This window comes from Candidatus Brevundimonas colombiensis (assembly GCA_029202665.1).
Lineage (GTDB): Bacteria > Pseudomonadota > Alphaproteobacteria > Caulobacterales > Caulobacteraceae > Brevundimonas > Brevundimonas colombiensis.
The window spans coordinates 1,140,592-1,161,829 of sequence record CP119326.1; the positions used below are offsets into that span (position 1 = coordinate 1,140,592).

Annotated in this window: 20 protein-coding genes; 13 read left to right on the forward strand and 7 right to left on the reverse strand. The window is 68.6% G+C overall.

Features of this window, described 5'->3' with window-relative positions; genetic code table 11:
• The first annotated feature begins 55 nt into the window (after nucleotides 1–55).
• On the forward strand, nucleotides 56–364 hold the full coding sequence (locus P0Y50_05335) for a hypothetical protein (protein WEK41031.1): 309 nt from the start codon (nucleotides 56–58) through the stop codon (nucleotides 362–364).
• A gap of 25 nt (nucleotides 365–389) precedes the next feature.
• Here the strand turns inward: P0Y50_05335 and P0Y50_05340 are convergent, their stop codons facing one another.
• Complete coding sequence (locus P0Y50_05340; protein WEK41032.1) at nucleotides 390–1,049, reverse strand: TlpA disulfide reductase family protein; 660 nt, start codon at nucleotides 1,047–1,049, stop codon at nucleotides 390–392.
• A 25-nt stretch (nucleotides 1,050–1,074) separates the two neighbouring features.
• On the opposite strand from P0Y50_05340, the gene argH reads away from it, so the two are divergent.
• The 5 genes from argH to P0Y50_05365 all read left to right on the forward strand — a co-directional run bounded on the left by argH (nucleotide 1,075) and on the right by P0Y50_05365 (nucleotide 5,783).
• The gene (gene argH / locus P0Y50_05345; protein WEK41531.1) at nucleotides 1,075–2,487 is read left to right on the forward strand and encodes an argininosuccinate lyase; all 1,413 of its coding nucleotides are present in this window, start codon (nucleotides 1,075–1,077) and stop codon (nucleotides 2,485–2,487) included.
• Entirely contained in the window at nucleotides 2,484–2,726 is a 243-nt protein-coding gene (locus tag P0Y50_05350; protein ID WEK41033.1) for a hypothetical protein, read from the forward strand. The genes argH and P0Y50_05350 overlap by 4 nt, the downstream gene beginning before the upstream one ends.
• 3 nt (nucleotides 2,727–2,729) lie before the next feature.
• Nucleotides 2,730–4,004: a diaminopimelate decarboxylase gene (gene lysA / locus P0Y50_05355; GenBank protein ID WEK41034.1), complete on the forward strand. Its 1,275-nt coding sequence runs from the start codon at nucleotides 2,730–2,732 to the stop codon at nucleotides 4,002–4,004.
• Nucleotides 4,005–4,056: 52 nt separating this feature from the next.
• Entirely contained in the window at nucleotides 4,057–4,713 is a 657-nt protein-coding gene (locus P0Y50_05360; GenBank protein WEK41035.1) for a hypothetical protein, read from the forward strand.
• A gap of 74 nt (nucleotides 4,714–4,787) precedes the next feature.
• Nucleotides 4,788–5,783: a cation diffusion facilitator family transporter gene (locus P0Y50_05365; protein ID WEK41036.1), complete on the forward strand. Its 996-nt coding sequence runs from the start codon at nucleotides 4,788–4,790 to the stop codon at nucleotides 5,781–5,783.
• Between the two features lie 127 nt (nucleotides 5,784–5,910).
• Here the strand turns inward: P0Y50_05365 and P0Y50_05370 are convergent, their stop codons facing one another.
• Nucleotides 5,911–6,768, reverse strand: coding sequence for an aspartate/glutamate racemase family protein (locus P0Y50_05370; GenBank protein ID WEK41037.1), 858 nt, complete (start codon nucleotides 6,766–6,768; stop codon nucleotides 5,911–5,913).
• Between the two features lie 129 nt (nucleotides 6,769–6,897).
• Here P0Y50_05370 and P0Y50_05375 point away from each other — a divergent pair, with 129 nt between their 5' ends.
• Complete coding sequence (locus P0Y50_05375) at nucleotides 6,898–9,090, forward strand: M3 family metallopeptidase (GenBank protein ID WEK41038.1); 2,193 nt, start codon at nucleotides 6,898–6,900, stop codon at nucleotides 9,088–9,090.
• Nucleotides 9,091–9,212: 122 nt separating this feature from the next.
• Here the strand turns inward: P0Y50_05375 and P0Y50_05380 are convergent, their stop codons facing one another.
• Nucleotides 9,213–9,500 carry a UrcA family protein gene (locus P0Y50_05380; protein WEK41039.1) on the reverse strand — a complete coding sequence of 96 codons (288 nt, stop codon included), beginning with the start codon at nucleotides 9,498–9,500 and terminating at the stop codon, nucleotides 9,213–9,215.
• Between the two features lie 227 nt (nucleotides 9,501–9,727).
• On the opposite strand from P0Y50_05380, the gene P0Y50_05385 reads away from it, so the two are divergent.
• Nucleotides 9,728–10,693, forward strand: a complete 966-nt coding sequence (locus P0Y50_05385) for a magnesium and cobalt transport protein CorA (protein ID WEK41040.1) — start codon at nucleotides 9,728–9,730, stop codon at nucleotides 10,691–10,693.
• A gap of 147 nt (nucleotides 10,694–10,840) precedes the next feature.
• Here the strand turns inward: P0Y50_05385 and ppc are convergent, their stop codons facing one another.
• On the reverse strand, nucleotides 10,841–13,537 hold the full coding sequence (gene ppc, locus P0Y50_05390) for a phosphoenolpyruvate carboxylase (GenBank protein WEK41532.1): 2,697 nt from the start codon (nucleotides 13,535–13,537) through the stop codon (nucleotides 10,841–10,843).
• A 184-nt stretch (nucleotides 13,538–13,721) separates the two neighbouring features.
• Between ppc and P0Y50_05395 the strand changes: the two genes are divergently transcribed.
• Complete coding sequence (locus P0Y50_05395) at nucleotides 13,722–14,915, forward strand: divergent polysaccharide deacetylase family protein (protein ID WEK41533.1); 1,194 nt, start codon at nucleotides 13,722–13,724, stop codon at nucleotides 14,913–14,915.
• A gap of 93 nt (nucleotides 14,916–15,008) precedes the next feature.
• Nucleotides 15,009–15,485 (forward strand): RNA pyrophosphohydrolase, encoded by a 477-nt coding sequence (locus tag P0Y50_05400; GenBank protein WEK41041.1) that lies wholly within the window; start codon nucleotides 15,009–15,011, stop codon nucleotides 15,483–15,485.
• Nucleotides 15,486–15,535: 50 nt separating this feature from the next.
• Here the strand turns inward: P0Y50_05400 and P0Y50_05405 are convergent, their stop codons facing one another.
• Entirely contained in the window at nucleotides 15,536–16,000 is a 465-nt protein-coding gene (locus P0Y50_05405; protein ID WEK41042.1) for an Hsp20 family protein, read from the reverse strand.
• Nucleotides 16,001–16,266: 266 nt separating this feature from the next.
• Between P0Y50_05405 and P0Y50_05410 the strand changes: the two genes are divergently transcribed.
• From P0Y50_05410 to P0Y50_05420, 3 genes are all read left to right on the forward strand, one after another.
• Nucleotides 16,267–17,082 (forward strand): methyltransferase, encoded by an 816-nt coding sequence (locus P0Y50_05410; protein ID WEK41043.1) that lies wholly within the window; start codon nucleotides 16,267–16,269, stop codon nucleotides 17,080–17,082.
• 90 nt (nucleotides 17,083–17,172) lie between these two features.
• Nucleotides 17,173–18,099 carry a methyltransferase gene (locus P0Y50_05415; GenBank protein WEK41044.1) on the forward strand — a complete coding sequence of 309 codons (927 nt, stop codon included), beginning with the start codon at nucleotides 17,173–17,175 and terminating at the stop codon, nucleotides 18,097–18,099.
• Nucleotides 18,096–19,142: an alpha/beta hydrolase gene (locus P0Y50_05420; GenBank protein ID WEK41045.1), complete on the forward strand. Its 1,047-nt coding sequence runs from the start codon at nucleotides 18,096–18,098 to the stop codon at nucleotides 19,140–19,142. Before P0Y50_05415 ends, P0Y50_05420 begins: the two co-directional genes overlap by 4 nt.
• On the opposite strand, the gene P0Y50_05425 is transcribed toward P0Y50_05420, so the two are convergent.
• Both P0Y50_05425 and hisN read right to left on the reverse strand, forming a co-directional pair.
• Nucleotides 19,139–20,362 carry a S41 family peptidase gene (locus P0Y50_05425; GenBank protein ID WEK41046.1) on the reverse strand — a complete coding sequence of 408 codons (1,224 nt, stop codon included), beginning with the start codon at nucleotides 20,360–20,362 and terminating at the stop codon, nucleotides 19,139–19,141. The two genes, P0Y50_05420 and P0Y50_05425, sit on opposite strands and share 4 nt — an antisense overlap.
• A gap of 86 nt (nucleotides 20,363–20,448) precedes the next feature.
• Entirely contained in the window at nucleotides 20,449–21,234 is a 786-nt protein-coding gene (gene hisN / locus P0Y50_05430) for a histidinol-phosphatase (protein ID WEK41047.1), read from the reverse strand.
• Nucleotides 21,235–21,238 lie beyond the last annotated feature (4 nt).

A 21,238-nucleotide genomic window follows, 5' to 3' on the forward strand; every position in this document is an offset into this window, starting at 1 on the left:
CGCGCCGACATCCTGCGTTTACGGTCGAGCTTTCAACCGTGACCGGAGATACGCCGTGACCATTCGCACCAAAGCCCTGACGGCGGCGGCCGCCGTTCTGATGCTGGGCGCCGCCGCCTGCACCCAGGCTGAACAGGACAAGGCCGAAGTCCATGCCGAGACGGCCGCGGACAAGACCGCCAGCGCCGCGTCTCAGGCGGGCGAAGTGATCGAAGGCGGGGCGATGAAGGCCGCGCAGGCGGTCGAGAGCGGCGCCGGCAAGGTGGCCGACAAGCTGGAGACCGAGCAGGCCCAGGCCGCAGCCGAGGGCAAGCCCGGCGCCATCGATCCCGCCACCGACACGCGGGTTCCGGCCAAGCACTGATCCCCAGCCGATCGGGCGGGAAGCGTCACTCGGATTTGGGGCCTTCCGCCAGGATGGCGTCGATCAGGGCGCGCGCCTCGGGGGCCGACCAGTCGGCCTCGCCCGTCTTGACGGCGCGGATGCGGCCCTCGCGATCCAGCAGGATGGTCTGGGGCATGGCGCCCTTGCCCGGAAACTCGAACGGCAGCTGGAACCTGGCGTCGCTGTAGAAGGGCAGGGGCGCGTGGTCGTCCAGGAAGCGTCTGGCCTCGGCCGCCGCCTCTGGCGTCGCATCGACGTTGATGGGCAGGACCACCAGATCCTCGTTCGCGGCATAGGCCTTGGCCAGGGCCTGGAGCGTGGGCATCTCGGCCTTGCACGGCGCGCACCACATGGCCCACAGGTTCACCACCACCACCTTGCCGTGAAAGGCCGAGAAGCGGACGGCCGTGCCGGTGCGGTCGCGAAAGGCGTATTCGGGCGCGGGCGTGGGCTGGGCCGGGGTGCTCAGGGCCGCGAGCGAACCGACGGCGAAGCGCGCCAGGTCGCTTTTCGGCGTCGCATTGGCGTTTGCGGCCTCTTGCACTTGCGCCTTCTGGCGGTGATTGGCGTATAGCGACATCGCCATGCCGCCGGCGCCGGCGATGGTGCTGACCACGACCACCGCGCCGATGACCGCCCAGATCGCCTTCCTAGAGCCGCTCATGACCCAATCCACTCCTGCCGACGCCATGCCATCCGCCGTTTCGACTGCGCCGGTGAAGCCCGCGGGTCAAGACATGTGGGGCGGACGCTTTTCGTCGCGCCCGGCCGAAATCATGCAGGCGATCAACGTCTCCATCGGCGTGGACCAGCGTCTGTGGCGTCAGGATCTGGCCGGGTCGCGCGCCCACTGCCGGATGCTGGCTGAACAGGGGATCATCGCCCCGGCCGACGCCGAGGCCATCCTGGGGGGGCTGGACGCCGTCGAGGGCGAGATCGTCGGCGGGACGTTCCCGTTCCGCGACCAGTTCGAGGACATCCACATGAATGTGGAGGCCCGTTTGAACGAGCTGATCGGCGAACCCTCGGGCCGGTTGCACACGGCGCGCAGCCGCAACGACCAGGTGGCGCTGGACTTCCGTCTGTGGGTCCGCGACGCCTGCGACCGCGCGGTCGCCCAGCTGAAGGGATTGCAGGCCGCCCTGCTGAACCGGGCCGAACAGCACGCCGGCGACCTGATGCCGGGCTTCACCCACCTTCAGACCGCCCAGCCGGTGACGCTGGGCCACCATCTGATGGCCTATGTCGAGATGTTCGGGCGGGATGCGGGCCGGTTCGCCGACGCGCGCGCCCGCATGAACGAAAGTCCGCTGGGCGCCGCCGCCCTGGCCGGTTCGCCCTTTCCCATCGACCGCCACATGACGGCGGCCGAACTGGGCTTCGACCGGCCGATGGCCAACAGCCTGGACGCCGTGTCCGACCGCGATTTCGCGCTGGAAAGCCTGGCCGCCGCCTCGATCACGGCGGGCCACCTGTCGCGTCTGGCCGAGGAGATCGTGGTGTGGATGACGCCGATGTTCGGCTTCGCGACCCTGCCCGACGACCTGACCACCGGCAGCTCCATCATGCCGCAGAAGCGCAACCCGGACGCCGCCGAACTGGTGCGGGCCAAGACCGGGCGGATCATGGGGTCGCTGGTCGCCCTGTCGACGGTCATGAAGGGCCTGCCGCTGGCCTATTCCAAGGACATGCAGGAGGACAAGCCGCCGGTGTTCGAGGCGTTCGACGCGCTCGATCTGGCGCTGAACGCCATGACCGCCATGGTCGCGGCGCTGCAGCCCAATACCGAACGGATGGCCCAGGCGGCGGGCGCGGGGTTCTCGACCGCCACAGATCTGGCCGACTGGCTGGTGCGCGAACTGAACCTGCCGTTCAGGAAGGCGCACCATGTGACGGGGGCGGCGGTCAAGCGGGCCGAGGCGCTGGGCGTGGACCTGGCGCAACTGCCGCTTGAGGAAATGCAGAAACTGGAGCCGGGGATCACCGAAGCGGTTTACAAGGTGCTGACCGCCAAGGCTTCGTGCGAAAGCCGTCAGAGCTATGGGGGAACCGCGCCGGAACAGGTCCGTGCGCGCATCGCCGACTGGAGAGATCGCCTGTGAACCTTCCTGGGAAAAAGACCCTGATCCTCGTGGGCGCGCTCGCCCTCCTGACCGCCGCCTGCGGTCGCATGGCCGATCTGGAATCGCCGGTGCGCCAGACCGAACGTGCGCCGCGCGACAGCCGTGCGCCGCATCTGCCCGAACCCGCGACGATGAACCGTCCGTCCAGCAGCATTCCCATCGACGGCGGCCCGTCCAACCCCATCGGCGCCGGCGCCGCCCAGAACGAACCGCGCTAGACCTTGCATCATTTCGACCTGAAGGACGGGGCCCTCCATGCCGAGGGCGTGCCGCTGGAGCTGATCGCCGACGAGGTGGGCACGCCTGCCTATGTCTATTCGACGGCGACGCTGAAGCGGCACTACGGCCTGCTGCGCGCCGCCGCCGACGCGCATCGCGACGCGCTGGGCGAGGCCCTGATCGCCTTTGCGGTCAAGGCCAACTCCAACCTGTCGGTCCTGGCGACCCTGGCCAAGCTGGGGTCCGGCGCCGACACCGTCTCCGAGGGCGAAATCCGACGCGCGCTGGCGGCGGGCGTTCCGGCCGACCGGATCATCTTCTCCGGCGTGGGCAAGACCGATGTGGAGATGGCCTTCGCCATCAGCGTCGGGGTGCGCCAGATCAACATCGAGTCCGGGGCCGAGCTGGACCGGCTGATCGCCGTGGCGGCGATGATGGATGCGGCGCCGCCCATCGCCATCCGGGTCAATCCCAATGTCGGGGCGGGCGGTCACGCCAAGATCACCACGGGCGGCAAGGGCGACAAGTTCGGCGTGCCGGTCGAGGAAGCCATGGACCTCTACGCCCGGGCCTCGGCCTCGCCCCATGTGACGCCGGTCGGCCTGGCCTGTCACATCGGCAGCCAGATCACCGACCTGGCCCCTCTGGAGGCCGCCTTCACCGTCCTGGCCGAGATGACGCGGGCCCTGAGGGCGCTGGGTCATGCGGTGACGCGACTGGATTTGGGCGGGGGGCTGGGCGTGCCCTATTCGGGCGGCGCCGAACCGCCTTCGCCAGCCCATTATGTCGCCATGGCCGCGCGGGTGCTGAACGGCCTGGACGTCGAGGCGGCGTTCGAGCCGGGGCGGCTGCTGGCCGCCAATGCGGGCGTGCTGCTGAGCCAGGTGATCCAGGTCAATGAACGCTCGGACGGGCGCCGGTTCCTGGTGCTGGACGCGGCGATGAACGACCTGATGCGGCCGGCGCTGTATGACGCTTTCCACGACATCCGGCCGGTCGCGCCGCGCGGGGGCAAGGCCTTGGCCTATGACGTCGTCGGGCCGGTGTGCGAGACGGGCGACACCTTTGCGCGCGACCGCGACCTGGCGCCGCTGGAGGCCGAGGATCTGGTGGTCTTCACCGGGGCGGGGGCCTATGGCGCGGTCATGGCCAGCGAATACAACAGCCGACCCCTGGTCCCCGAGGTGCTGGTGGACGGCGACCGGTGGGCCGTGATCCGCCCGCGCCCGACCTATGAAGAGATGCTGGATCGCGAGCCGTTCGCCGACTGGCTGTAATCGAGTCGAATTCCGCTCGACTGTTATAAAGTAACAGGCTATAGGCCGCCTCATGTCCCCCGGCGCCGAACAGTCCGTGCTCTTGTCCCTGCTGGGCGGCGGATTCGTCGCGGCCTTTCTGCACGCCGCCCTGCCGACACACTGGCTGCCGTTCACCCTGGTCGGACGGGCGCAGGGGTGGCGGCCGCATCGGGTTCTGCTGGCCGTGACGGCGGCGGGCCTGGCCCATATCGCCACGACGGCGGTGGTCGGCGGCCTGATCGTGGCGGCGGGCCTGGCGCTGGATCAATGGATCGAGGGGGTGCTGCCGCACCTGGCGGCGGTGCTGCTGTTTTTGTTCGGCGCCTTTTATCTGGCGCGTTCGGCGCTGCGTCGGCCCGCCCTGGCCGGCGGCCCCGCCGTCGAAACGCCCGAGCCGGCCGTGTCGGACAAGGCCGCCTTCCTGGGTCTGGTGGCCATGTTGGCGGTGTCGCCGGGCGAGGTGCTGCTGCCCATCTATCTGTCCTCGGCCTCCGCGGGGATCGGCGCCCTGGCGATGCTGACGCTGGTGTTCGCGGTCGGCACCGTCGCCGGTATGGCCGTATTCACCGCCCTGGCCAGCGCCGGCGCCTCCATCCTGCGGCTGGAGCGGTGGGCGCGTTACGAAGGGGCGGTGCTGGGTCTGGCCCTGATCGCGTTGGGTCTGGTTGTGGCCATGCACCAGCACTGATATTATGTGATAACATTCAAGATGTTATCAATTAGCAGCTTGGCTGTTCGGCCAAAGGGCGTATAGGCGAAACCATGAACGCCGCGCACGATCACAGCTCCGACCACGATCACGCCGATCATGGACACGATCACGCCGAGCCAGGGCGCGGGCATTCGCATGGGCATGGTCACAGCCATGGCCCCGGCGGCCACAGCCACGGTCCCGTCGACACCGGCGACTGGCGCTATGCGGTCGGGCTGGTGGTCAATCTGATCTTCGTGGCGTGCGAGTTCGGGGCCGGGCTGATGGCGGATTCCACCGCCCTGCTGGCCGACGCGGGTCACAATCTGTCCGACGTCCTGGGCCTGGCCATGGCGGGCGGCGCGGCCTGGCTGGCGCGGCGCGGGGCGCACGGGGCGGCGGGCGGGCGGCGGACCTATGGGTTCGGCAAGGCGACGGTGCTGGCCGCGCTGGGCAATGCGCTGCTGCTGATCTTCGCCTGCGGAGCCATCGCGTTCGAGGCCGTGCGGCGCTTCAACGAACCGGCGCCGGTGGGGTCCGCGACCATCATGGTGGTGGCCGGGATCGGCTTCGTCATCAATCTGGGCACCGCGCTGCTGTTCATGAAGTCCCAGCACGACCTTAACGCCAAGGGCGCCTATCTGCACATGATGGCCGATGCGGGCGTGTCATTAGGCGTCGTGGTCGCGGGCGCGGTCATCCTGGCGACCGGCTGGTCGGTGGTCGATCCGCTGGTCAGCCTGGTGATCGTGGTGGTGATCCTGTGGTCCACCTGGGGCTTGCTGAAGGATTCGGTGAATCTGGCCATGGACGGGGCGCCCAGCGGCGTGGACGTGCCGGTGCTGGAGAAGGCTCTGCTCGACCTGGCGGGCGTGCGGGCGGTGCATGACCTGCACGTCTGGGCCCTGTCGACCACAGAGACGGCCCTGACCGCGCATCTGGTTCACGACCGGCCGGATTCGGCGGCGCTGATCGGCGAGGCCCAGGCGGCGGCGCGGCGCCAGGGCATCAATCACACGACGCTGCAGCTGGAGAACGAGCCGCTGCCGGATTGTCCGGGGTGTTGATCTAAAAACAGCCGTCACCCTCGGGCTTGACCCGAGGGGCGGGCCTTCCGACGCTTGGAGCCAGACGTCCAGCCACAGTCCGATCCTCGGGTCAAGCCCGAGGATGACGATGGAAAGGCGCCAGCCCTTACGCCTGTTCGAACGTCACCGGCGCGCCCCAGAACTGGGCGACCAGTTCCGATTGCGGGCCCGCCTGGCCGGTGGTCAGGAAGTCGCGGCGGCCGCTGTCGCCCAGGTCGTATTCGGGATGTTGCCTGAAGTAGCGGTCCAGCGCCTCGGCGACCGCCGTCGGCTGTTCGATCAGCACCGTTCCCGCAGGCAGGGCCTGGGCGAACAGTTCGGCGACGATCTCATAGTGGGTGCAGCCCAGGATGGCCTTGTCCGGGTGGCGGCCGATGCGACGGCGCAGGGCGTCGACATGGTCGTCGATCACCACCTTCAGCTCCTCGGCCGGGGCGCCCAGCTCGATCAGGCCCGCCAGGCCGGGACAGGGCTCCGAAAAGACCGCGATGTCCTCGCGCCGCTTGTCGATCTCGATCTCATAGACACGGCTGATGGCGGTGGCGGCGGTGCAGAAGACGCCGGTGATGTCGATGGAGGCGACCTTTTCGCCCTCCTGCGGGCGCTCGGCCTCGAAGCTCCAGGGCTTGCCGGTCGCCGCCTCGATGGTCGGCACGATGATGCCCAGGATGTTGACCGGCCGGCCCAGCCGCTCGCGCAGACCCGGCAGCCAGGTCTGCTGCAGGCGACGAAGCGCGATGGCCGAGGCGGTGTTGCAGGCCAGGACCACGACCGAGGCCCCGGCCTCGAACAATCGCTCGCACCCGGCCTTGGTCAGGTTGACGATGTCCTCGCCGCCGCGCCCGCCATAGGGGGCGTGGGCCTGGTCGGCCAGATAGACGAAGTCGCGCTGGGGGAAGCGCCGCGTCAGTTCGCGATGGACGGTCAGGCCGCCCACGCCGGAGTCGAAAACACCAATGGCCATGCGCGGGCTTTAGAACAGTGCGACGACGTATCCAACCGGATTGGCGCCAAGATTACGCCTCCATCAGGTGACGGGGGCGTTCCGTGCGCCTAAGTGTGTCGCAACCATGATCTTGTTTCGGAGCATTCCATGCATAGACGCCAGCTTCTCATCGCGGGCGGCAGCCTGATGGCCCTGTCGGCCTGCGCCTCGGCCGGGGCCTCCGGCGCCGCCTCGGGCGGGTCCGCCGCCGCGCCCTCGGCCGCCAGCATCGCCGAGGAAGCGCGCATCGCCCGCGCCGTCCTGCCCGCCCAGACGCCGCGCGCGGAGTTGCTGCAGGCCTGGACCGGCAAATATGACGGCGTGCCGCCGTTCGACAAGGTGACGCCGGCCAAGCTGCGCGAAGCCATGCTGGAAGGCATCGAACTGCAACGCGCCGACATCGCCGCCATCGCCAATAACCCCGAGGCCCCGACCTTCGCCAACACCATGGCGGCGCTGGAGCTGGCGGGCGAGCCGCTGGACCGGGCGTCCAACGTCTATGGCGTCATGACCTCCAACATCGGCGGCGAGGCCTATGATGCGGTCGACACTGAACTGTCGCCCCTGCTGTCGGCCGCCTCGGACGAGATCACCTTCAACGCAAAGCTGTTCCAGCGGGTCAAGACCGTCGCCGACACCGCCGACGCGGCGGGCCTGAGCGCCCAGCAGAAGCGTCTGGCCGAACGTCGCCGCGACGCCTTCATCCGCTCGGGCGCCAATCTGGACGCGGCCGGCAAGGCCGAGCTGGGTCGGATCAACACCGCCCTGTCCAACGCCTTCACCCGCTTCGGCCAGAAGGTCGTCGCCGACGAGAACGCCTGGACGGTGATCCCGAACGAGGCGGGTCTGGCGGGCCTGCCCGAATCCAACAAGGCCGCCGCCGCCGGCGCGGCGCGCAGCCGCAACATCCAGGGCTGGGCCATCCTGAACACCCGTTCGGCGGTCGATCCCTTCCTGACCTTCGCCGACGACCGGGCCCTGCGCGAGCAGGTCTGGAAGAAGTTCGTCAATCGCGGCGACAACGGCGACGCCAACGACACCAACTCGACCATCGCCGAGATCGTGAAGCTGCGCGATCAGCGGGCCAAGCTGCTGGGCTATCGCAACCATGCCGAACTGCGGATGCAGGACACCATGGCCAAGACCCCGGCGGCGGCCGAGGCCCTGATGAACCGCGTCTGGGCGCCGGCCAAGGCCCGCGTCGCCGAAGAGGTCGCCGACATGAAGGCGATCGCCGGGTTCGACATCGAGCCGTGGGACTACCTCTATTTCGCCGAGAAGGTCAGGAAGGCCAAGTACGACCTGGATCAGAACCAGCTGAAGCCCTACTTCGAGCTGAACGCCGTGCGCGCCGGCTCCTTCGCCATGGCCGAGCGCCTCTATGGCTTCCAGTTCACCAAACTGCCCAAGGGCTCGGTCCCGACCTTCGAGCCGGACGTCGAGGTCTATGAGCTGCACGACAAGGCCACGGGCAAGCTGATCGGCCTGTACTACACCGACGACTACGCCCGGCCGGGCAAGCGTTCGGGCGCCTGGATGACCACCTATCGGTCGTTCTCGACGCTGGACGGCTCCAAGATCATCCTGGGGTCCAACAACAACAACTTCACCAAGCCCGAGCCGGGCGAGCCGGTCCTGATCTCGCTGGACGACGCCGAGACCCTGTTCCACGAGTTCGGCCACACCCTGCACTATTTCTCGTCGGTGGTGACCTATCCGTCGTTCGGCAATACGCCGCGCGACTTCGTGGAATATCCGTCGCAGGTGCATGAGCACTGGGTGCTGAGCCGCCCGATCCTGGACGGCTACCTGAAACACTATCAGACGGGCGCGGCCATGCCGCAGGCGCTGGTGGACAAGATCGAGGCCGCCGCCACCTTCAACCAGGGCTATGCGACGGTCAGCTATCTGTCCTCGGCCATCGTCGATATGGACTTGCACACCCAGGCCGTGCCACCGACCGACATCGATGCGTTCGAAAAGGCCAGCCTGGCGCGGATCGGCATGCCCAAGGAGATCGTGATGCGGCACCGCCTGCCGCAGTTCAATCACCTGTTCACCTCGGACGCCTATTCGGCGGGCTACTATTCCTATCTGTGGTCCGAGACGATGGACGCCGACACCTGGGCCTATTTCGAGGAGTCGGGCGACGTGTTCAATCCGGACATCGCCGGCCGCTTCAAGTCGATCATGCTGGCGCCCGGCAACACGACCGATCGGGCGGAAGCCTACCGCGCCTTCCGGGGTCGCGACCCGGACGTGGCGGCCCTGCTGAAGGTCCGGGGCTTCCCGGTTTCCTGACGCCGGGCCTGCCGCCCTTCGGGCGACTTGAGGCCCGGAAGAAGGCGATAGCCCTTCGCGCCTGCTGAAGGGCTTGGGCAATGAGACGCCGTCGGACGACCTGTCCGGCGGCGTCCTGCGTTTCAGGCCTCGTGAGCAAAGCGGCCCCGGGCGTAATCGGCGCGGGCGCGGTCGGGCAGCAGGGCCAGCGCCTCTTCGCGCACGGCGTTGCGGCAGACGGGACGCTCGATGGAGCGGACGCTGCGGCAGAAGCGGTCGGCGGCCTTTCGAACACGGCTGTCGAACGCGGTCGCGCCCGCGCGGCTCGACAGGTCGAGGTCGCCATAAGGAATGCGGGCTTCGAACGGGGCGGCGGCGGCCGAGCCGGCGGCGAGGAGGGCGGCGGTCGTCAGAGAGGCGATCCTGAACATGATCCTGTTTCCATTTTTCCGCCCCTTGTTGGTCGGGGCAGGGAACGGTGACGCTGGATCGGATCGAAACGGCGAAGCTTCCGCGGCTGAAAGACGGCGCTTTCATAATTCGACGTCATGACATTTCGGTCAGGTTGCAGCCGCCGGCCGCGCGTCGTGGCGACGGAGACGCTTCAACTCCGCCGCCGCACCCTTTAAGTCTGAGGCGGTTCACCCACGGAGCGTCCATGCCGGTCGTCGCCTCTTATGTCTATCGTGACGGCCAGCGCGTGCGCGAGGCGCCGTTGACGGCCGAGGGGCTGCGGCTTGAACCGGGCGAGTTCGTCTGGATCGGTCTTTATGACCCGACCGACGAGGAGTTCGACGTCCTGGTCCAACGCTACCACCTGCATCCCCTTGCGGTAGAGGACGCCCTGGCCGCGCACCAGATGCCCAAGGTCGAGGTCTATGGCCGCGAACTGTTCGTGGTCGCCCGGACGGCGGCGCGGATCGACGAACGGATCAGCTATGGCGAGACCCATATCTTCGTCGGGGACGACCACGTCATCAGCATCCGCCACGACTCGTCACGCGCCCACAACAGCCTGCGCGCCCAGCTTGAGGCCTCGCCGGACGAGTTGAAGCGCGGGCCGGACTTCGTGCTGCACGGCATTCTGGACTTCATCGTCGACGCCTATACGCCCATCGTCGACGAGTCCGAGGACAGCGTGCTGGAGATGGAGCAGAAGACGCTGGACGCCTTTCTGTCGCGGGTCGAGATTCGGCGTCTGTTTACCCTGCGTCGCGAACTGCTGAAGTTCCGTCGCATTCTGGGCCCGATGGAGGAGTTGCTGGGGCGGCTGCAGTCGCTGGACCTGCCCTGTATCGACCCGGACGTGCGGCCTTATTTTCGCGACGTCGGCGACCATGTGCGGCGGGTCAACAGTCGGCTGGGCGGGCTGAACGACATTCTGTCGTCGGTGTTCGAGGTCGCCAATCTGCTGGAACAGCAGCGTCAGGGCGTCATCACCCGAAAACTGGCCTCCTGGGCCGCGCTGCTGGCCGTGCCGACAGCCATCGCCGGCATCTACGGCATGAATTTCGAGTTCATGCCGGAACTGCACTGGCGTTATGGCTACCTCGCCGCGCTGGCCCTGATGGCGTCCATCTGCACGGGCCTGTTCATCACGTTCAAGAAGACGAAGTGGCTGTAGCCTGTGGCCGCCGTCATCCTCGGGCTTGGCCCGAGGATCGGATGCGGATCGGGTTGTGTGTCGCCGCTGACGCGATGCAGGGGAAAGTCCGGCCCTCAGGTCAAGCCCGAGGGTGATGACAGTGAGCGGGCAGATTGATCCGCCGCCTCAGCCGCTGTTCCTCAACCCCGCCGCCACGCCGTTGATGGCCAGCAGGATGCCTTCGCGGACGCGGGGATCGTCGTCGCCGGCGCGGCGGCGGCGGATCAGTTCGATCTGGACGTGGTTCAGCGGCTCGACATAGGGCATCCGCAGGCGGATCAGCCGGTCCAGCTCGGGCTGGCCGCCCAGCAGCCTGTCATGGCCGTTGATGGCCAGGATGGCGTCGTGGGTCCGGTCCCATTCGGCGCGGATCTCGCCATAGATGGACGCCGCCAGCGAGGCATCCGGGACCAGGGTCGCATAGCGGCGGGCGATGGTCATGTCGGACTTGGCCATGACCATCTCCATGTTCTGGACCAGGGTCTTGAAGAAGGGCCAGGCCTCGGCCATCGCTTTCAACTCGCCCATATCGCACCCCTGGACGGCCGAGCCGAAGCCGAACCAGCCGGGCAGCATGACCCGGCTCTGCGACCAGCTGAACACCCAGGGAATGGCGCGCAGGTCCTCGATCCGCGTCGAGGCGGTGCGCGACGACGGACGCGAGCCGATCTTCAGGTCGGCGATCTCGGCGATGGGGGTGGCGGCGCGGTAGTAGTCGACGAAGCCGTCGGTCTCATAGACCAGCTTGCGATAGGCGGCCATCGACCGGGCCGACAGGTCCGACAGGGTCGCACCGTGTTCGGCGGTGAAGGCGTGGTCGGTCCCCTGGCCCAGCGAAGCCAGCACGGCGCCGCAGGTCAGGGCGTCCAGATTGCGCAGGGCGATTTCCGGCTCGCCGTATTTGTTGGCGATGACCTCGCCCTGTTCGGTGGTGCGGATACGGCCCTGGACCGTGCCCTCGGGCTGGGCCAGGACGCCGGCGAAGGCCGAACCGCCGCCGCGCCCGACCGTGCCGCCGCGTCCGTGGAACAGTTGCAGCTTCAGTCCGTGCTTCTGGGTCACTTCGACCAGGGCGCGCGACGCCTCGTGCAGCTCCCAGCCCGAGGTCAGATAGGAGCCGTCCTTGTTCGAATCCGAATAGCCGATCATCACCTCCTGCACCCCGCGCGCCTGGGCGACGGCGAGGGCGGACGGTTCCTGAAGCAGTCTTTCCAGGGTGGGGCGGGCGGCGCGCAGATCCTCGATGGTCTCGAACAGGGGGGCGGCCTGGATGGGACAGGCGGCCGGGTCCTCGGGGCGGTAGAGACCGACCTCCTTGAGCAGCAGATAGACCTCAAGCAGATCGGAGGCGGCGTCGGTCTTGGATACGATGTGGGTGCGGATCGCCTGAGGGCCGAACGCGGCCAGGGCGCCGGCGGCGGCCTGGAGGATGGCGCGCTCCTTCAGCGTTTCGGCTTCATAGTCGGCATAGGGGCTGAACAGCAGGCGGGACGAGGCCAGTTCGGCGGCCAGAACCTTCAGCCGTCCCTCTTCGTCCAGCGCCAGATAGTCGGACTGGACGCCCGCCACCTTCAGCAGGTCGGCGACGACGCGTTCATGGACGTCGGCGTTCTGGCGCATATCCAGGGTCGCCATATGGAAGCCGAACACCTCGACCGCGGTGATCAGGTCGCTGAGCCGGTCGTCGGCGAAGACGCCGCCGTGGTGCGAGACCAGGCTGTCGTGCAGGGTCCTCAGATCGGCCTCGAAGGCGTCGAGACCGGGATAGGGTTCGGCCTCGACCACGGCGCGGCGCGGGGCGGGGGCGTCGCCCAGCGTCTGATGCGTGGCGGCCAGGCGCCCATAGACGCCGGTCAGGGCGCGGCGATACGGCTCGTCCGCCCGGTGAGGCGACGGATCGCGCGCGGCGTCGGCCAGGGCCTGCAGTTCGGGCGACACCTGGGCCAGTTCGGTGGCCAGGCTGAGTTCGGCGCCCAGGGCGTGGACTTCTTCCAGATAGAAGGCCAGCACCGCCCGCGCCTGGGTGCGGAAGGCGGCGGCCATGACCGTGGCGTCCACGTTCGGATTGCCGTCGCGGTCGCCCCCGACCCAGGTGCCGACCCGCATGAAGGGCTGCAGGTCCGGCGCGTCCAGCAGCCGCCGCCACGCCGACAACTGCCGGGGCGCGACGTGCAGGAAGATGCGGTCCAGGAAGGAGACGACGGTGTCGATCTCGTCCTGCACCACCAGCCCCTGGGTGCGGACCAGACGGGTGGCCCACAGGATGACGATCTGACGGCGCAGCGGCTCCGACACGGCGGCGGGGGTGCAGGCGTCGCCGGCCTTGTCGCAAACATCCAGGATGTCGGTGATGGCGGCGATCCGGTCGATGACGCTCTTGCGGCGCACTTCGGACGGATGGGCCGTCAGGACGGGCGAGATCAGGGCCTCGTCCAGCAGTTCGCGCACCGCCTGGCGATCAACGCCCTGGTCGGCCAGACGCTTCAGCGCGCCTTCGGGGGTGTCGGGGCGGGCGCCGGCCTCGGCCTGATCCTGCGCCCGCCTGCGGGTCGAGCGATCCTCGGCGATATTGGCCAGAAGGGAGAACAGGGCGAAGCCGTGGGCCAGACCCGCGGCCTGATCCACCGACATGGCGGTCAACAGCTTCTCCAGCCGCTTGCCCGGATGAGAGGCGGGGTCGCGGTGATAGGCGATGGAGGCCTGGCGCACCGCCTCGACGTGGTCGAACAGCGCCTGACCGCCTTCCTGGCGGATGATGTCGCCCAGAATACCGCCCAACAGACGGACTTCGTCGCGCAGGGCGTCGTCGGCGGCGGGGCTCATCATTGCTTGATCCGAGGTTTTGGGCGGGAGGATGCGCATGTGAAGTATGCCAAACCGCCACGTCAACGCACGATCCATGTCAGAACCGAAAATGCCGATCATGGTGAACCGGCCGTTAGGGTTTCTTAACCGGCGCATGGCGATGATGGGGGCGTAGGAGTCCAGATCGGTCCCGCCCGTGCCCATGTTCGCCAAACGCCAGTCCGCACTCGCCGCCGCCGCCGGAACCGCTCCGCGCGTCAGGGACGGCGCGAGCTTCAAACCCATCGTCGAGGCGCTGAAGAAGCCGCCGGTCGCGGCGGGCCTGGCGGGCCTGTTGCTGCTGGGCGCCGGCGCCCTGTTCCTGACGGTGTTGGGCGACCCCAACGCCGGCGCGCCCTCGGCCCATGTGGCGCTGGAGCGCGACAAGCCTGCGCCTGCGGCCCCGGCGCCGAGCGGGTTCGAGGCCTTTTCCCTGGGGGCGATGGGACTCTATCAGAATCTGGCGGGCGGCGGCGATCCGGCCGCAAACGGCGAGGCGGTCATCACCCTGCCGGACGGCGGCAGCGTGTCGGGGGCCGCGCCGACGGCCTATACGGCGCCGGTCCATGCGGCCTCGCCCCTGACCAAGGCGCCGATCGCGGGCCTGTCGCAACCCGGTCCCAACGGCCCCCTGCCGATGATCGCGCCGGACGGCCGCGTGCCGGCCCAGGCCTATGCCCGTCCCTTCCGCCCGAACGGCAAGCCGCGCGTCGCCCTGATCGTGGGCGGGCTGGGGCTGAACGCGGTGACGACCCGCGCCGCCATCGAACGCCTGCCGCCCGAGGTGACGCTCAGCTTCGTGCCCTATGCCGACAATCTGCAGAGCTGGATCGATCAGGCGCGGGCCCAGGGTCACGAGGTGATGCTGGAAATGCCGATGGAGCCGACCGGCTATCCCGACAATGATCCCGGCCCCTATACGCTGCTGGCCGACGGCGGCGCCGACGACGTGGCGGCCAAGATGGACTGGCTGCTGGGCCGCGCGACCGGCTATTTCGGCGTGACCAACTATCTGGGCGACCGCTTCGCCGCCTCGGACACGGGCATGAACGCCTTCCTGACGGTGCTGCGCCAGAAGGGCGTGGCCTTCCTGGACGACGGCTCGGTCCAGCGTCGGCCGGGCGCCTGGTCGCGGGCCAGCGCCGACCGCATCATCGACCGCACCCAGTCGCCCGCCGCCATCATCGCCGCCCTGAACGGTCTGGAGGCCCAGGCCAAGCTGCGCGGCTCGGCCCTGGGGACGGGCTTCAGCTATCCGGTGACGGTCGAGGCCGCCGCCCGCTGGACCGCCGGTCTGGACCAGCGCGGCCTGCAGCTTGCGCCCGCCTCGTCCATGTCGATGCGGCCGGGGCGGTGATCAGGTTTTGGGTGAGGCGTGCTAGTGAGCGAGAAGTGAGCCAGATGCGCCTTCGCTCACCCTTTGCTCACTAGCACGCCTCACCAAGAATCCATGACCGACCTCACCCTCTATCGCCCCAACGTCGGCGTCGTGCTGTTCAATCGCGAGGGCCGCGTCTGGTATGGGCGCCGCCACGCCACGCCCGGCCCCTATAACTGGCAGTTTCCGCAAGGCGGCGTCGACGAGGGCGAGGATCTGGAGGCGGCGGCGCGACGCGAACTGCACGAGGAGACGGGCGTCACCTCGGTCGAGCTGCTGGCCCGGACGGCGGACTGGATCCGCTATGACTTTCCGCCCGAGGCGATGAACAACGCCAAGGCCTGGCGCGGATTCAAGGGCCAGAAGCAGCAGTGGTTCGCCTTCCGCTTCACCGGCGACGAGGCCGAGATCGACCTGGAGGCGGACAAGGACGTGGAGTTCGACGCCTGGCGATGGGGCGATCTGTCCGAGGCCTGCGACCTGATCGTGCCGTTCAAACGCCCGGCCTATGAGCAGGTCGCAGCCGCCTTCGCCCATCTGGCCGCATAGAAAAAGGGCGGCGCGAACGCCGCCCCCTCCATAGTCTGCCGCAAGACAGCTTAGGCCGCTTCAGCCTTGCCCTCGATCAGGGTCGAGCCGGCGCCGATTTCGATGCGGCGGGGCTTCAGCGCCTCGGGCAGCTCGCGCTTCAGCGAAATCGACAGCAGGCCGTTGACCAGGTCGGCGTCGGTCACGACGACATAGTCGGCCAGCTGGAAGCGGCGCTCGAAATCCCGCTCGGCCAGGCCGCGATGCAGATAGGTCTTCTGCGGCGCCGCGTCGTCGTTGGCGGTCTTGCGGCCGGTCACGGTCAGCAGGTTCTCCTTCACCTCGATGTTCAGTTCGTCGGTGGTGAAGCCCGCCACGGCGATCTCGATGCGATAGGCGTTCTCGCCCGTCGTCTCGATGTTGTAGGGGGGATAGCCGCCTTCCGAACTGGTGCGCGAGGCGCTTTCCAGCAGATTGGCCAGGCGGTCGAAACCGACGGCCGAACGGTACAGCGGCGAGAAATCATAGGTACGCATCAGCATCCTCCTGAGGATCAGCAAGGTTGAGCCGCCCGGCGGTTTGGCCCGGACGGTAGGGACGCAGTCCGACGACCCGCGAGCGGCGCCGTCAGTCTGGAGAACCCGAAATCGGCGCTCTCAGGAAATCAGATGGGAACGCCGAATGCGGCGTCAAGGGGCGCATCGGCGGGCTGCGACGGATCGTCGGCGTCGCGCCATCGTCCTTTGCGTCGGGGGCAGGGCGGCCTATGGAGAGACGCCCCTTAGAGCAGGATCGTCCGCCCATGCGTCTCGCCGCCCTCAGCCTTCTCGCCCTTGCGGCCGCCGCCGCGCCGGCGATGGCCCAGACCGCGCCCCCGGCGTCCCAGACCGAGGGAGCCTGGACGCCGCCGCGTTCGGCCCTGTCCAGCGCCATGCCGACCTTCGCCGAGGATACGGCGCTTCAGGCCGCCGTCGCCGCCGAGACCCGCCCCGCCGCCGATCGGGCGCGCGACGTCTATCGCCACCCCTACGAGGCCCTGACCTTCTGGGGACTGACGCCCGGCATGACGGTGGTGGAGATCGAGCCGGGCAGCGCCAGCTGGTGGCGGCATATCCTGGAACCCTATGCGGCCGCGACCGGCGGGCGCTATGTCCCGGTCAACAAGCCGCTGGAAAGCATGGGCGTGGCTGAAGGTCAGGCGGACCTGATCCTGGTGGCGCGCGCCTTCCACAACTGGGCGCGCGACGGCCGCACCCAGCCCTATCTGCAGGCCTTCTTCAAGGCGCTGAAGCCCGGCGGGGTCCTGGCGGTCGAACAGCACCGCAGCGCCGAGGGGCTGAACGCCGCCGAGGTCGCCTCCACCGGCTATGTGCCCGAAAGCTATGTGATTCATGAGGCGCGCAACGCCGGCTTCGTGCTGGAGGCGCGCAGCGAGCTGAACGCCAATCCCAAGGACGATCACGACCATCCGTTCGGCGTCTGGACCCTGCCGCCCATTCGCCAGTCGGCGGCGCGCAACGACCCGTCGGGCCGCGCCCTGACGCCTCAGGAACGGGCCGCCTTCGACGCCGTCGGCGAGAGCGACCGGATGACCCTGCGGTTCAGAAAGCCGGAATAGCCGTTCCGTTTTGACCCGGCCCGCGAACCCGATTAAGCCCGATCCGTCGGGTGTGTCGGGCGCGGGGCCGCACCCTCGCGGGAGTATGGAATGGCGGAAAGTCAGGCGAAGGGGCGCGGATTGTCGCGCCGGTTCCTGCTGAGCGGCGCGACGGCTCTGACGCTGACCGGCATGGCGGCTTGCGGCCGCAAGGACAAGGTCGAGGCGCCCGCCGCCCCGAACGCTCCGCCCGCTCCCTCCGGCCCGCCGGAAGGCTCGCTGGACTGGGCGGTTCAGGGGCCGTGGCGCTCGGCCCAGGACCGGGCGCGCGACGCCTTCCGCCACCCGATGGAGACGCTGCGCTTCTATGGGTTGCAGCCCAAGATGGCGGTGGTCGAGTTCTGGCCCGGCAGCGGCTGGTACACCGAAATCCTGGCCCCCTATCTGACCCGGGGCGGCGGAACCTATGTGGCGGCCCTGTTCCCCGAAGGCCCGACGGCCGATCCGGCCCAGGCGGTGCTGAACGCGGCCTTCCGCACCCGCTTCTCCAGCGACAAGAAACTGTATGGCGAGCCGCAGTTCAGCGTGTTCGGCGCGGCGTCGGGACCGGTGACGACGCCGGGCGCGGCGGACCTGTGCCTGTTCATGCGGACCCTGCATGGCTGGATGGCGGCGGGGATCGCCGAAAAGGCTTTCGCGGACGCCTTCGCGGCGCTGCGTCCGGGTGGCGTCCTGGGCATCGAACAGCATCGTCTGGCCCCGGCGCAGGACCAGGACCCGGTCGCGGCCAACGGCTATGTCCAGGAGGGATTCGTGCGCCAGCTGGCCGCCGAAGCGGGCTTCGTCTTCGTCGAGGCGTCCGAGATCAACGCCAATGCGAAGGACACCAAGGATCATCCGTTCGGGGTCGACACCCTGGCGCCGACCCGCCTGACCGCGCCGCGCGGACAACCGGCCGATCCGACCTTCGACCGCACCAAATACGAGGCGATCGGCGAGAGCGATCGCATGACCTTGAAGTTCAGGAAGCCCGAGTGAACCGCGCCCAAGCCTTCGCCGCCAATGCCCCCCTGATGGGGGTGCCCGGCGCCTATCCGCCCCCTGGCGGCAAGGGGGACTGGTTTCGAGGAGCGGGCGGGATGCGCCTGCGCGCAGGCCTGTGGTCGCCCTCGCACCTGAGCGCGGACAAGGTGCGCGGCACGGTGGTCCTCAGTCCCGGCCGCACCGAGCCGATCGAGAAATACTATGAGGTCATCGGCAACTTCCTGGCGCGGGGCTGGTGCGTCCTGACCCACGACTGGCGCGGCCAGGGCCTGTCCGCCCGCCTGCTGCCCGACCGGCTGAAGGGCCATGCCCGCGCGGTCGAGGAGTTTCTGGACGACTACAACCGCCTCCTGAACACCTATGAGGCCCAGTGCCCCAAACCGTGGATCATGGTGGGCCATTCGATGGGCGCCTGCCTGAACCTGCTGACGCTGGAAGGCGGCGAGGAGCGGTTCGCGGGCGCGGTCCTGTCCAGCCCCATGCTGCGCATCAAGACCGGCAAGCGGTCGATGTGGTCGGTCAAGCTGGTGGTGCGCTGGAACATCCGCCACGGCCAGGCCGGCGACTATGTCCTGGGCGATCCGGACGATCCGTTCGACCACAACTTCGCCGAGGACGCCCTGACCTCGGACGACAGCCGCTACGAGATGTGGCGACAGCAGTTGTTCGCCTGCCCGCATCTGGCCATCGGCGGACCCACCTATGGCTGGCTGGCCTTTGCGCTGGACGCCGGCGAGCGGGCGCTGAAGCCCAAGGCGCTGAAGGCGGTGCGCGTCCCGGTCGCCATCGTCCAGGCCGACGCCGACGACGTGGTGTGGAAACAGACCACCCGCTGGGCCGCCAGACGCCTGCCGCGCGGACGCTATGTCGAGGTCGCGGGCGCCAAGCACGAGGTCATCATGGAGGCCGACGACATGCGCGCCGTCTTCCTGAAGGAATTCGACGCCATGGCCGACCTGGTGTCGCCGACGCCGGATGCGGCCGTCGATCCATCGGCGCGCACCGTGGACGTCACGGCCGAACCGGCGGGGATCTAGGCGGTCGCGGCGGCCAGGATGCGACGGCCCGCCGTCAGAATATCCTGTCCGTCCAATACGGCGATGTCCGGCTGCATCAGCCAGCGGGGCCGGTCGTTCACGTCATAGACGGGTTCTGCGGAATACTGGGCCTTCAGGCCGGTGCGGTCGAGGGTGATGGGAAAGACGGCCGCGCCTAAACCCATCATCGGCGTGCCGACCACGGTTGCGCGCCCCAGGCCCCGCATCCCCATGGGAAAGCCCTCCGCCATGCTGCCGCTCCAGTGGTTGGTCAGGACCACGACCGGGCGGGTGTAGGTGAAGGGCCCGCGCGGTTCGACCGTCTCTGTCCAGAACTCGCCCAGGCCCCGCCCTTGCCGTCGACGCATTCGGGCGTAGGGTTTGGTCTGGGTGATGAAGCGACCCATGATCGGGCGCGCCACCGCCGTATCGCCGCCGCCGTTGTCGCGCACGTCGATGATCAGGCCGGGCGCGTCCTGCAGCGCGGCGAGAGCCTGGTCGAAGCTTGCCGTCACGGCGTCGTCGGCGAAACTGCGGATGGCGACATAGCCGGCGCCGTCGTCCAGCCGGCGCCATTCCACGTTCGGCTTCGGCGGCGATTGGCGGACCGGAAGAAGGACATCGCGGGGTTCGGACCCGCCGGTGGCCACCTGATAGCGCCGCGGTTGACCGCGACGACCGGCCACTGCGCTGTTCAGGGCGTAGGCTTCGGCCGCCGGGTCCGGCCGCGTCAGGCATCTGGGCAGCAAATCCTTGACCAGCGGCGCCACGGGCCGCCCATCAGAGGACAGGATGACGTCGCCCAGCGCCAGTCCCGTCTCGGCCGCCATGCTGTCGGGCGCCAGGGCGACGATCACGGCCTGGCCGTTGCGCGACTCGACGATCAGGTCCGAGATCGGCAGCCGTTGCGATCCGTCGGGCGGGTTGGCCAGCGAGGTGTGCGCGTCATAGAGTTCCGCCAGGGTGCGGCGCAGGACTTCGGCGAAGGCGTCGTCGGTATCGGCGGACCGCGCCAACGGCCGGTAGAGGTCGCGCACGCGGTTCCAGTCCGTCCGTTTCTCCGAAAAGAAACAGTAGCGATCGCGCAGCGTTTCCCACAACTCATCGAAATCATTGAGGAAGGTTACGTCATGATCGGGCTCGGCCGCCCAGGCCGCGCCGCTCAATGTCGATCCGACCGCCGCCGCCAGGCCCGCCCGCAACAATAGACGCCGATCCATGCGCCGCCCCCTTATTCGACAGATAATCTTCGGAGCTTGTGGACCTTCGGCGGAAGGAGGGGCCAGTTAAAAACCTGTAAGACCGCTCAGATCGCCGCCCGCTTCAATGTCACCAGGGCCTGGTCGATCAGGCGGGCGTCGCCCACGGCCAGGATTTGGCCGTTGTCGTCGGGGGCTGCGCCGCGCCAGTTGACGACCTTGCCGCCGGCGGCCTGGATCACGGGGACCAGAGCCGACCAGTCCCAGGGCTTCAGGCTGGTCTCGGCGACCAGGTCCATCCTGCCCGCCGCCACCATCGCATAGGCGTAGGCGTCGCAGCCCATCCGCGCCAGACGGGCGGCGGCGCGCACCTGGGTCCAGGCGCCAAGTTCCGCGCCGTTGAAGATGTCGGGGTCGGTGGTGGAGATGACCGCCTCCGTCAGTCTTTCGCACGCCCTGACGGCGAGGGGCGTCTCGACATCGCCGCGCAGCAATCGCGCGCCGGACGGGCCGCCGATGAAGATTTCGTCCAGATAGGGCTGGGCGATGACGCCGACCGTTGGGGTTCCGGCCTGGCGCAGGGCGATCAGGGTCGTCCACAGCGGCAGGCCCGAGATGAAGGCGCGGGTGCCGTCGATGGGGTCCAGCACCCAGACATGGTCCGCCTCGGGACGGTCGGCGCCGTATTCCTCGCCGATGACGCCGTGGTCGGGATAGCGTTCGGTGATCAGGCGGCGCATGGCCGCCTCGGCCTGTTTGTCGCCCTCGGTGACGGGATCGAAGCCGGCCGTGCCGCCCTTGTCCTCATGCCCGATGTCCGAGCGGAAGAAAGGCAGGGTGACGCGCGCGGCTTCGCGCGCCAGTTCGATGGCGAAGGCTTCGTATTCGGTCATGCGG

Coding starts and splice junctions, on each gene's coding strand:
- P0Y50_05340 (WEK41032.1), bottom strand. CDS start 1,049: ATGAGCGGCTCTAGGAAGGCGATCTGGGCGGTCATCGGCGCGGTGGTC.
- argH (WEK41531.1), top strand. CDS start 1,075: ATGCCATCCGCCGTTTCGACTGCGCCGGTGAAGCCCGCGGGTCAAGAC.
- P0Y50_05360 (WEK41035.1), top strand. CDS start 4,057: ATGTCCCCCGGCGCCGAACAGTCCGTGCTCTTGTCCCTGCTGGGCGGC.
- P0Y50_05365 (WEK41036.1), top strand. CDS start 4,788: ATGAACGCCGCGCACGATCACAGCTCCGACCACGATCACGCCGATCAT.
- P0Y50_05370 (WEK41037.1), bottom strand. CDS start 6,768: ATGGCCATTGGTGTTTTCGACTCCGGCGTGGGCGGCCTGACCGTCCAT.
- P0Y50_05375 (WEK41038.1), top strand. CDS start 6,898: ATGCATAGACGCCAGCTTCTCATCGCGGGCGGCAGCCTGATGGCCCTG.
- P0Y50_05380 (WEK41039.1), bottom strand. CDS start 9,500: ATGTTCAGGATCGCCTCTCTGACGACCGCCGCCCTCCTCGCCGCCGGC.
- P0Y50_05385 (WEK41040.1), top strand. CDS start 9,728: ATGCCGGTCGTCGCCTCTTATGTCTATCGTGACGGCCAGCGCGTGCGC.
- ppc (WEK41532.1), bottom strand. CDS start 13,537: ATGAGCCCCGCCGCCGACGACGCCCTGCGCGACGAAGTCCGTCTGTTG.
- P0Y50_05395 (WEK41533.1), top strand. CDS start 13,722: ATGTTCGCCAAACGCCAGTCCGCACTCGCCGCCGCCGCCGGAACCGCT.
- P0Y50_05400 (WEK41041.1), top strand. CDS start 15,009: ATGACCGACCTCACCCTCTATCGCCCCAACGTCGGCGTCGTGCTGTTC.
- P0Y50_05405 (WEK41042.1), bottom strand. CDS start 16,000: ATGCGTACCTATGATTTCTCGCCGCTGTACCGTTCGGCCGTCGGTTTC.
- P0Y50_05410 (WEK41043.1), top strand. CDS start 16,267: ATGCGTCTCGCCGCCCTCAGCCTTCTCGCCCTTGCGGCCGCCGCCGCG.
- P0Y50_05415 (WEK41044.1), top strand. CDS start 17,173: ATGGCGGAAAGTCAGGCGAAGGGGCGCGGATTGTCGCGCCGGTTCCTG.
- P0Y50_05425 (WEK41046.1), bottom strand. CDS start 20,362: ATGGATCGGCGTCTATTGTTGCGGGCGGGCCTGGCGGCGGCGGTCGGA.
- hisN (WEK41047.1), bottom strand. CDS start 21,234: ATGACCGAATACGAAGCCTTCGCCATCGAACTGGCGCGCGAAGCCGCG.